We start from the raw sequence: 10,587 nt of genomic DNA, 5'->3' as shown, positions 1-10,587 counted from the left end.
GCCCAGCAGCGTCAATGCGTTCAAAAATCAAACCGTCCAGTCCAGGATCACCTTGCCGCTCTGGCCTGACAACATGGTCGCGAACGCTTCTTCATAGTCGTCAACCGCGAAGCTGTGCGTGAGGATAGGGGAGAGGTCGAGTCCGCTCTGCAGCATGGCGACCATCTTGTACCAGGTCTCGAACATCTCACGGCCATAGATGCCCTTGATCTCCAGTCCCTTGAAGATCACCTGGGTCCAGTCGATCGCCATGTGCGCGGGCGGAATGCCGAGCAACGCGACCTTGCCACCGTGATTCATCGCTTCCAGCAGGCCCGTGAACGCGCTCGGCACGCCGGACATTTCCAGCCCCACGTCGAACCCTTCCGTCATGTGCAGCTCGGCCATGACGTCGCGCAGTGACGTCTCCGAGACATTGACCGCCCGCGTCGCGCCCATCTTGCGGGCAAGCTCCAGCCGGTAATCGTTCACGTCAGTGATCACCACATTGCGCGCGCCCACATGCTTGGCAATTGCCACGGCCATGATGCCGATGGGTCCGGCGCCCGTGATCAACACATCTTCGCCGACCAGATTGAACGACAGCGCCGTATGCGTCGCGTTGCCGAACGGATCGAAGATAGCGGCGAGGTCATCGGAGATCTCCGGCGGAATCTTGAACGCGTTGAACGCCGGAATCACGAGGAATTCGGCGAACGCACCGGGACGATTGACACCCACACCAACCGTATTGCGGCACAGATGCCGACGCCCGGCACGACAGTTGCGGCAGAACCCGCAGGTGATATGACCTTCACCCGACACGCGGTCGCCGATCGCGAAGCCACGCACTTCCTGCCCCATCTCGACAATCTCGCCAACATATTCGTGACCCACATGCATCGGCACGGGAATCGTCTTCTGCGCCCACTCGTCCCACTTCCAGATATGGATGTCGGTGCCGCAGATCGCTGTGCGCGTGATGCGGATCATCACGTCGTTGTGACCGACTTCAGGCTTCTTGACGCGTGTCAGCGTCAGCCCCGGACCGCGTTCCAGTTTTGCCAGTGCTTTCATGATTGTTCCGATTTGTCCCGTTGCTTCAGATGATGCCCAGTGAACGGCCGACGCGCGCAAACGCATCCACCGCGCGATCGATTTGCGCCGGCGTATGCGCGGCGCTCATCTGCGTGCGAATACGGGCGCGGCCTTTCGGCACCACGGGGAACGAAAAGCCGATCACGTAGACGCCTTCATGCAACAACGCGTCCGCCATGCGCGATGCCACCTGGGCGTCGCCCAGCATCACCGGGATGATCGGATGTTCGCCGGGCACGAGCGTGAAACCGAGCTTGCTCATGGCGTCGCGGAAATGGGCGCCGTTGGCGCGGACGCTGGCGCGTAGCTGGGCGCCTTCGTCGCTGGCGAGCAATTCGAGCACCTTGAGCGTGGCAGCGGCAATGCTGGGCGTCAGCGTATTCGAGAACAGATAGGGGCGCGAACGCTGGCGCAGCAACTCGACGATCTCGCGGCTTGCGGCTACGTAACCACCGGATGCACCGCCCAGCGCTTTGCCTAATGTACCGGTGATGATGTCCACGCGAGACAGCACGCCGCAATGCTCCGGCGTGCCGCGTCCGTGCTCACCGATAAAGCCGACTGCGTGCGAGTCATCGACCATGACCAGTGCACCGTATTGATCCGCGAGGTCACAGATGCCGGCGAGATTCGCGATGATGCCGTCCATCGAAAACACGCCGTCGGTCGCGATCAGCTTGAAGCGCGCGCCGGCAGCATCTGCTTCGCGAAGTTTCGTTTCAAGGTCGGCGAGATCGTTGTTCTTGTAGCGGTAGCGCTTGGCCTTGGACAAACGAACGCCGTCGATAATGCTCGCATGATTGAGTTCGTCGCTAATGATGGCGTCGGACTCGTCGAGCAAGGTTTCGAACAGGCCGCCGTTTGCGTCGAAACAACTTGAGTACAGGATGCAGTCGTCGGTTTGAAGGAAGGCGGCGAGCGCTTGCTCGAGTTCCTTGTGGACGGTCTGCGTGCCGCAAATAAACCGCACTGAAGCCATGCCGAAACCATCGCGATCGAGGCCCGTTTTGGCGGCTTCGATCAGGCGAGCGTCGTTGGCGAGACCGAGGTAATTGTTCGCGCAGAAGTTCAGCATCCCGGCGCCGTCCGCCAGGCGAATGTCAGCCGATTGCGGGCTTGAAATCACGCGCTCGGTCTTGTAGAAACCGTCGGCGCGGATCTGATCGAGAGTGCTGCGCACGTGCGTGAGATAAGAATCATGCATGGATCATGCTCCTGAGTAATAGGGTGCCCGCGATGGATTGCACGGCGGGACCGCACGGCAACGTCGTTTAGATGGTGCGCCTCTCAGTATGCAGGAACTGACGTCCGGCATGAAGCAAAATGCCGGTGCCAGAGCACCACCGGCCAGCCGCCATCGATGATCTGACCGTTCACGTAACTCGACGCGGGTGACGAGCGATACGCCGCCGTGCGGACCAGCACTTCGGGTTTGCCCCAGCGTTGCGACGGATTACTGCTGTTCACTCACGCATCGAACACGGCGTTTTCTATCAGCGCGTGGTTCATGTCGGTCAGGATGTACCCGGGGCCGATGGCAGGGCAATCACTCCAGCTCGACGCCTCGCAGCTCAGGAATCAGGAAGAGCGTTGCCAGCAGATCAAGAATATAGATCGATGCCAGCAACGCGATTGCCGTGCCGAATGAGTAATGTGTGGCGAGCGCCCCGATAACGAGCGGACCGAAACCGCCTACCGCGCGCCCGATGCTCCACAACACGTTTTGCGCGGTGCTTCGAGCATGCGTTGGATAGAGCTCGGCCATTAGCGCGCCGTAACCGCCCATCATCCCGTTCACGAACAAGCCCATGAAAATGCCGCCGATCAGGAGCGCATTCGGGGTACTGAGCGTCGAGTAAACGAACACCATGACCAGTGCGCCGACCTGGTACCCGATGAAGGTCGGCTTGCGTCCTATCCGGTCCGCGAGCTGGCCGAAGATCCAGATGCCGGCGAGCATGCCGAGGATCGATGAGCCGGTCCAGATGGCGGATTTAGTGAGCGAGTAGCCAAACATGTTCGACAGATAAGCCGGCATCCATACGATGAGGCCGTAGTACCCGAAGTTCTGAACCGAGCAAAGGATGATCACGCCAATGCTATGTTTGGTCGTGGTCTTGTCGCGGAACAGGGTCTTGATCGGGAACTCGCGTTTCTTCGTGGCGTGCGTGCGCACGAATAGTTCGGATTCGCCGATAGCCTTGCGGATCACGAACGACCCCACGGCCGGAAACAGGCCGACCACGAACATGCCGCGCCAGCCGATATGCGGCAGCAGCAGCGGCGTGACCACGGCGGCCGCGAGCACGCCGAGTTGCCAGCCCATGCCCACATACGACGACACGCGGCCACGCTGGTTCGCAGGCCATGCTTCGATGGCAAGCGCCATGCCTATACCAAACTCGCCGCCTAGCCCGACGCCTGCAATAAACCGGTAGACGAGCAGGTCGCCATAACCGGTTGCGAGCGCGCACAGGCCCGTGAAGAGCGCGAACAGCAGGATGGTGTAGGTCAGCACGCGAACGCGGCCGAGGTAGTCGCTCAAGATGCCGAAGCCCACGCCGCCCACTACGCCGCCAGTGAGCGTCCACGTGACCAGCGATCCGGCTTGAGAACTCGTCAAGCCGAGGTCGGCGGAAATCAGGTTCAGCATGAAGCCGAGGATGAGAAGATCGAAGCCATCCATCGCATAGCCTGAAACGGCTGCGATCAACGCCCGAGCGGGGCTGTGCGTTCCGACTGCGGAAGGCGCGCTGGCGTTGGCCGGGACGTCGAGCGATTCGACGCGGTCTTGCTTGTAGCTTGTCATTAAGGATGGGCTCCGTGCGAATGGCCGTGACCCTGCCATGCACTCTGGTATCGAGCCGCGTCTGCTCGTGAGGCAGCGGCGCGCCTGCGCCGGTCCGCTTAACGATCAACCTATGAACTCGAAGCTTGGTGTAAACCCGTGATCATACAGCGCGCCGTGCATGATAAAAAAACGGGCGCACGGCCCGTTCTATTCGTCGTGGTGTAAATGAAAGCCCGCCGATTCCTTCACGCCAGGCGTCATGATGGCGCCTGGCGTTGGCTTTTCAAGCCGGTCCCGTTGCAGGTGCGGTCTTACTTCACCACCACCTTAACGTCGAAGTACTTCGACCCCAGCTTGTCGATGGTGCCATCGGCCTTCAGATCCGTCAGTGCCTGATTAAGGGCATCTTTCAGCGCGTGGTTGTTTTTGGCCACGCCGAAACCCACACCCGCGCCCAGCAGTTTCTCATCAGCCACGGCAGGTCCTGCGAACGCGAATCCCGCACCCTGCGGCGTCTTCAGAAAACCCTTCGACGCCGCTTCTGCGTCCTGGAACGCCGCATCCAGCCGGCCCGCCGCGAGGTCCGCATAAACCTGGTCCTGCGCCTGGTACGACACTACATCGATACCCGCTGCCGCCCACTTTGCTTTCGCGTAAGTTTCCTGGATCGACCCTTGCAGCACACCAACGTGTGCGCCCTTCAGGCCATCTACGGTGGGCAGGATCTTGCTGCCTTTCTTCGCAATCAACTGGTTCGGGATCGCGTAGATCGGATTGGTGAAATTGATGGCCGCCTTGCGCTGGTCGGTGATGGTCATGTCCGAGTTGATCGCGTCGAACTTGCGTGCCTGCAAGGCCGGGATCAGGCCGTCGAACGAGTTCTCGACCCAGATGCATTTGACCTTGAGTTTCGCGCACACGGCGTTGCCGACATCGATATCAAAACCGACCAGCTCGCCGCTCGGCGATTTCGATTCGAACGGCGCATACGAGGCCTCGACGCCAAAGCGAATTTCCTTGAGATCCGCCGCGTGCGCGCTTGCGACGAATGATCCAGCGAATGCCGTGGTGGCAAGTGCGAAAGCGGCGACCTTGTGATTCATCCAATAAACGTTCTTCAACTGATACCTCTCAGGGTTGGGGCGATGATTTTAAGCGTTCGCACGATCAGTGCCGGCGAACGCGAGATGGGGGGCATGCTATGTGCCGCGCACAAGCCAGCAAAAGGGGCTTCAAACAGGCTCACGCGATGAACCGAGCAATGCGCCGCCACGTGGTTCATCGGGTGCCTGTCCGCTATGTTTTTCGATCCAGTTACGGCGTTCCTCGCGCGGTGTCACGCCGAAGCGGTCGCGGTAGGCATTGGAGAAATGCGCCGCTGACGCAAACCCGCACGCGAGGCTGATCTGCACCACCGACTTGCTGGTGCGCTGCAATTGCGTGCGGGCTTTGGTCAGGCGCAGGTTGACGTAATACTTCGACGGCATTGCGCCGAGATACTGGCGGAAGAGCCGTTCGAGCTGGCGTCGCGAGATGCCGACGAGCCCGGCGATTTCATCGGTGGCGAGGGGGTCTTCAATGTTCGCTTCCATCAGTTGCAGCGCGTCGTTAAGCCGCGGATGGGGTTCGCCCGGCGCGGTCACGAACGGAATGCGCTGACGCTCTTCGCCCGAGCGCAATACGCCTATGCCCAGCGAGTCGGCGATCCGTTCCGCCAGGTCCGCGCCCTGATCGCGCGCGATCATTGCAAGCATGAAGTCGACGGTCGCCTGGCCGCCGGTGCAGGTTGAGCGATCGCGGTCGATTTCGAAGATTTGCTGCGTGACGATCGAACGTTCGAACTCCTCGGCAAACTGCTGGTAGGTTTCCCAGTTCACCGCTACGCGATAGGCGCTCAACTGGCCCGCCATTGCAAGCCACCAGACGCCGTGGTGAATGCCGGTCACGCGGGGTGTGCGGTTGCCCACGCGCGCGAGGCTTTGCAGGAAGAGCCGGTAATCGGCGAATTGCTGATATCGCTCGCTGACCACGATCAGCCAGTCGCAGCTGACGGTGTCGCCGAACGCGGTATCGGCGTGAAGCTGTGCGCCGCCGGCGAGGGTCACCGGGCGTCCGTCCCACGAGCAGATTTGCCAGTCGTAGAGCGCGTGGCCGTCGATCTCGTTCGCGAGACGCAGGCTGTCGAGGATCATCCCCACGCCGCTCATGGAGCAGGGCGGCAGCACCGCGATCGCGACCTTGAGGGGCTTGGCGGCCGGGGTCGGCCCGGGTCCGGGGTTAATGCTCGGGCTCATGTTCGAAATTGGTTTTTGTTCGCACCAGGGATCGGATGAGGTTTGCTGAAGCTCGGGCAGAGGGCACTGAAGGGGTGGTCGTTTTTGGGTTTATGGTCGGGGGCGATGTTGGGGTGGTGGTTTCGGCGGTAGCGGTCGGGGTCAATGCCGGGTTGCTGCTTTCGGCCTTAGTGGTCTGCTTGAGTCGGATTTTCTCTTTATCACTATTAGCCACTGTGCGTGGCGGCACGTCATTTCTTTGTCCAAAGCGACAAAGAAACGAAGCAAAGAAAACGCTTTCAAACCACGCTACCCTAAGTGTCCACAGCGTGCAGTTTCTATTCATAGGTGCCCCAAAAGCACGGTGCTCGCCAGAGCGACGGATGTGTGAACCCCTCCTTCTCCGAACACGGATACCCACACGCTTCGCCACCAGTGACTGAACCTGCCCAAGGACCACCCCGCGCTATCCGCGGACAACCTTCCTTCGGATTTATACGTATGCCGAACCATGTCGCCAACCCACGAAGAAACGAGACCGCAAAGATGCGTGAGGCCGTGTTAGTACCTGGATAAATGGTGCTTGCCCGAGAGCGTTGGGGGCGAAGCGTGTTCGTGTCAGGATTCGCGAGAAGGAGGGTTTCACACATCCGTGGCTCTGGCGAGCACCGTGCTTTTGGGGTACCCATGAATGGGAACTGCACGCTGTGGACACTTATGAGCCCTCGTTCTGAAAGCGTTTTCTTTGCTTCGTTTCTTTGTCGCTTTGGACAAAGAAATGACGTGCCGCCACGCACAGTGGCTAATAGTGATAAAGAGAATATCCGACTCTCGCAGACCACCACGGCCGAAAGCAGCACCCCGGCAATAACTCTGACCGCTAACCCCGGAACCTAGCAACCCGGCATCGACCCCGCCCAACCCCAACGCCCAAGCCCCACCAGCCCCAAACCCCGAGTGCGAACGAAACTACTTAAGACTGCCGGAGAGGAACTGGCGCAGCCGCTCGCTCTTCGGTGCCGTGAGCACGTCGGCGGGCGCACCTTCTTCTTCGGTGCGGCCCTGATGCAGGAACATCACATGGTTCGAGACATTGCGCGCAAACCCCATCTCGTGCGTGACCACGATCATCGTGCGGCCCTCTTCAGCAAGCTTCTGCATCACCTTCAACACTTCGCCAACCAGTTCCGGGTCGAGCGCCGAAGTGGGTTCGTCGAACAGCATCACGTCAGGATGCATCGCCAGCGCGCGCGCAATGGCCACCCGCTGCTGCTGTCCGCCCGACATATGCGAAGGATATTGCTTCTCGATGCGAGGCGCGAGACCCACTTTCTCAAGGTACATCCGGGCACGCTCCTCGGCTTCCTTCTTCGATAGACCGAGCACATGCCGCGGCGCTTCCATCACGTTTTCGATAGCGGTCATATGCGACCACAAGTTGAAGTGCTGGAACACCATCGCGAGCTTGGTGCGCACGCGCTGCAACTGCTTGCGGTCGGCCACCTCATAGTTGCCTGCGCGGTCGGCCTTGACGAGCACCGTCTCGCCATCTACCACAATCTGCCCGGCGTTCGGCCGCTCGAGAAAGTTGATGCAGCGCAGGAATGTGCTCTTGCCCGATCCACTCGCACCGATGATGCTGATGACGTCGCCCGCGCGCGCGGAAAGCGATACGCCCTTGAGCACCTCATTGTCGCCGTAGCGCTTGTGAATATCCTGCGCGACCAGTTTCGTCGCGGCATCTTTGGCGGTTGGCTCCAACTCATACTCCCGGGGTGGTTGACTGAACTGCGGTTTAAACCAAGGTAATGCTCAATGCAATGCTCACGCTAATACTTCAAGGCGCCGATTTTAAGCGACAACCTTCAACGACGGCTCGCGCCCAGATACCCGAGCCAGCGCTTTTCTGCTCGCCGGAACGCGCCGATCAACACGAACGACACCGCCAGGTAAATCAGCGCCGCGAGCCCGAACGAGTCGAACGACTGATACGTAGCCGAGTTTGCGTCGCGCGCGACCTTCAGGATGTCCGGTACGGTTGCGGTGAACGCGACCGTTGTGGCATGCAGCATGAGGATTACTTCGTTACTGTACAGCGGCAGCGAGCGTCGCAGCGCGGACGGCAGGATCACGCGCCGGTACACCGTGAAGGTGCTCATGCCGTACGCGCGTGCCGCTTCCACTTCGCCGTACGGAATCGAGCGGATCGCACCGGCGAAAATCTCGGTGGTGTACGCGCAGGTATTGAGCGCGAAGGCCAGGATCGCGCAGTTGAAACCGCTGCGAAAGAAGGCTTCGAGCAGCGACTGCGAGCGCACGAATTCAAGACTGTACATGCCGGTGTAGAGCAGCAACAACTGAACGTACAACGGCGTACCGCGAAATACGTAAGTGTAGAGGCGCACCGGCGTTGCAAGCCAGCGGTTCTTCGACACACGGGCGCAGGCCAGCGGAACCGCCGCGACAAAACCGAGCGCAAGCGAGGCTGCCAGCAGCCACAAGGTGACAGCGAGACCCGAGGCGCGCATGCCGTCGGAGTAAAGAAACGGGCGCCAGTAATCGGCAAGTATCTGGATCATGATGGTCGCTTTTCCCTTGTTTTTGCTCAGAGGTCGGCGTGACGCACGCCCGTGGAGTAGCGGCGTTCGAGATACAGCAGAACGAAGTTCGAGACCGTCGTGATGGCAAGATAGGCAGCGGCTGCGATCAGGATGAAGAAAAACATCTTGTAGGTGCTTTTGCCAGCGTCTTGCGCGGCCTTGACGATATCGGCGAGACCGATGATCGACACCAGCGCCGTCGCCTTGATCATCACCTGCCAGTTGTTGCCGATCCCCGGCAGCGCGAAGCGCATCATCTGCGGAAACAGGATGCGCACGAACACGCGCACGCCGCTCATGCCATAGGCGCTGCCGGCTTCCAGTTGGCCGCGCGGCACCGCGAGAAACGCGCCACGAAAGGTTTCGGTGAAGTAAGCGCCGTAGATGAAACCGAGTGTGAGAACGCCGGCCGTGAAGGGGTCAATGTCGAATTGATCCAGGCCGAACGCATCGGTCAGGTTGTTGACCGCGATCTGGATACTGTAGAAAAGCAGGAGCATCAGGACCAGGTCGGGCACCGCACGAATCAGCGTGGTGTAGGCGGTGGCGATGCCGCGCGTAACGCGGTTGGCCGATAGCTTGGCGCTTGCGCCAGCGAGCCCGAGCAGGATGGATACCGCAAGAGACAGGACGGCGAGCGCAATCGTCTGTTTCGCGCCCGCCAGCAGCAGTGGACCATAGCCGTATAGGAACAAGTGCGTGTCTCCGTTTGTTGAAGGGATCGTGGACACGCGCCTTATGACGGCTGTGTTGCCCGGACGACTGGCGCCGATAGTCACCAGCGAAAATTAATTGCTCAAACGGGGTGAGGGCTGTTTATTGCACCGCAACAAACGCTTCGATCGATGCGGATCGCGAGCAATTAACCACCGGGCAGGGGCTTCGGGTGCTTTGCTGTCTTCGTGCGACATGGCGATCGACGGCAGCTGCCGAGCGAAATCCACAGGTTTTGCGTCGCTTTTCCGATAGAAACAAAAGAGCCGGGAACGCGCGTTGGCCGGGGCTGAGTCATGAAAATCAGGTGGTTCTATCATGCGCGGGTGAAAGATCGATCAAGTCGGCGCGGCGCATCCCTTGACCGAGTGGATACAAGCTCGCGTTTGCCTGGCCATGGATCGTTGACGAAGAAAGGCCGAAAAATCAAAGCGTTCGGGAGACTGCAAGCCTTCGTTCAGAGCGCGTGAAGCAGCCTGAGGCCGTACACGCTGTGGAACCAGACGTGGTCCACAGCCAAGGCCGCCGCGATCCATGCCGCGCCGACGATCAACGCGTCGCATCGGCCGCTGTTCCACCAGTTCAGGGAGTGTCGCGAGACGAGCCACGGCACACCGAGCGGGTTGGGCCAGTCGGCGAAGAGATGCATCAAGCCACCGCACGCGAAGCCGAAACTGACGGCAGCCCATGGGTGGACGCCGAGAAAATGGTAAGAAACGAGGAGCAGGGCAACCCAGCCAACGCCCCAATGCGTGAGCGTGCGATGCGTGATCCATAACCTTCGCGCCCGCGTCCACCACGCCACTTCGAGCCAGTCGGGCGCGGTGCCGCCGAACACTCCGGCACAAAAACTGAGTACGCCCCAGATGTGATAAGGACCGGTTGCGCCGGCTTTGCTGACGACCGCAGCAGCGATAAGACCTGCTGCCCACCCGGTCGCGTGATGCGCGTTGCTCGAAGCCATGAAGAGATGCCGCGTGTAGCGAGTGAAATGAAGTCGCGCATGTTGACACAAGAGTTGCGTATTGTGCGCAATGTCGCGGAGGGCGAGGCACGTTCCGATGTTCGCGGATGTGTTGATGACTCAACCGAGGAGGGCGAGCGAGCAGCACCGGTCGGTAAGATGTCCGGG

At 60.3% G+C, this 10,587-nt stretch carries 9 protein-coding genes and 1 pseudogene; all 10 read right to left on the bottom strand.

From position 1 onward, the window contains the following. Positions 1 to 27: 27 nt before the first annotated feature. Positions 28 to 1,056 carry an L-threonine 3-dehydrogenase gene (gene tdh / locus SBC1_RS31245; protein ID WP_158934887.1) on the bottom strand — a complete coding sequence of 343 codons (1,029 nt, stop codon included), beginning with the start codon at positions 1,054 to 1,056 and terminating at the stop codon, positions 28 to 30. Positions 1,057 to 1,081: 25 nt separating this feature from the next. Continuing rightward, a complete protein-coding gene (locus tag SBC1_RS31240; protein WP_165104178.1) occupies positions 1,082 to 2,281 on the bottom strand; it encodes a glycine C-acetyltransferase in 1,200 nt (399 codons plus the stop codon). An 83-nt stretch (positions 2,282 to 2,364) separates the two neighbouring features. Beyond that, positions 2,365 to 2,652 (bottom strand): annotated as a pseudogene (locus SBC1_RS31235) (SDR family oxidoreductase); the annotation flags it as partial. Then, positions 2,624 to 3,886, bottom strand: coding sequence for an MFS transporter (locus tag SBC1_RS31230; protein WP_165104176.1), 1,263 nt, complete (start codon positions 3,884 to 3,886; stop codon positions 2,624 to 2,626). The pseudogene SBC1_RS31235 and the gene SBC1_RS31230, both read right to left, overlap by 29 nt. A 293-nt stretch (positions 3,887 to 4,179) precedes the next feature. Beyond that, a complete protein-coding gene (locus tag SBC1_RS31225; protein ID WP_165104174.1) occupies positions 4,180 to 4,971 on the bottom strand; it encodes an ABC transporter substrate-binding protein in 792 nt (263 codons plus the stop codon). A 129-nt stretch (positions 4,972 to 5,100) separates the two neighbouring features. Continuing rightward, a complete protein-coding gene (locus SBC1_RS31220) occupies positions 5,101 to 6,162 on the bottom strand; it encodes a GlxA family transcriptional regulator (protein WP_165104172.1) in 1,062 nt (353 codons plus the stop codon). Positions 6,163 to 7,110: 948 nt separating this feature from the next. After that, entirely contained in the window at positions 7,111 to 7,902 is a 792-nt protein-coding gene (locus SBC1_RS31215) for an ABC transporter ATP-binding protein (RefSeq protein ID WP_165104170.1), read from the bottom strand. 104 nt (positions 7,903 to 8,006) lie between these two features. Further along, positions 8,007 to 8,720, bottom strand: coding sequence for an ABC transporter permease (locus SBC1_RS31210; protein ID WP_165104168.1), 714 nt, complete (start codon positions 8,718 to 8,720; stop codon positions 8,007 to 8,009). A gap of 26 nt (positions 8,721 to 8,746) precedes the next feature. Beyond that, a complete protein-coding gene (locus SBC1_RS31205) occupies positions 8,747 to 9,436 on the bottom strand; it encodes an ABC transporter permease (RefSeq protein ID WP_165104166.1) in 690 nt (229 codons plus the stop codon). A gap of 476 nt (positions 9,437 to 9,912) precedes the next feature. Further along, positions 9,913 to 10,419, bottom strand: a complete 507-nt coding sequence (locus SBC1_RS31200) for a metal-dependent hydrolase (protein WP_165104164.1) — start codon at positions 10,417 to 10,419, stop codon at positions 9,913 to 9,915. Positions 10,420 to 10,587: the final 168 nt, after the last annotated feature.

The sequence above is a fragment of the Caballeronia sp. SBC1 genome (genome assembly GCF_011493005.1).
In the GTDB taxonomy this organism is placed as follows: domain Bacteria; phylum Pseudomonadota; class Gammaproteobacteria; order Burkholderiales; family Burkholderiaceae; genus Caballeronia.
Note: the sequence above shows the minus strand (reverse complement) of the source record. Positions and strands in the feature narration are given on the sequence as shown.

Coding starts and splice junctions, on each gene's coding strand:
- SBC1_RS31220 (WP_165104172.1), bottom strand. CDS start 6,162: ATGAGCCCGAGCATTAACCCCGGACCCGGGCCGACCCCGGCCGCCAAG.
- SBC1_RS31225 (WP_165104174.1), bottom strand. CDS start 4,971: ATGAATCACAAGGTCGCCGCTTTCGCACTTGCCACCACGGCATTCGCT.
- SBC1_RS31230 (WP_165104176.1), bottom strand. CDS start 3,886: ATGACAAGCTACAAGCAAGACCGCGTCGAATCGCTCGACGTCCCGGCC.
- tdh (WP_158934887.1), bottom strand. CDS start 1,056: ATGAAAGCACTGGCAAAACTGGAACGCGGTCCGGGGCTGACGCTGACA.
- SBC1_RS31240 (WP_165104178.1), bottom strand. CDS start 2,281: ATGCATGATTCTTATCTCACGCACGTGCGCAGCACTCTCGATCAGATC.
- SBC1_RS31210 (WP_165104168.1), bottom strand. CDS start 8,720: ATGATCCAGATACTTGCCGATTACTGGCGCCCGTTTCTTTACTCCGAC.
- SBC1_RS31200 (WP_165104164.1), bottom strand. CDS start 10,419: ATGGCTTCGAGCAACGCGCATCACGCGACCGGGTGGGCAGCAGGTCTT.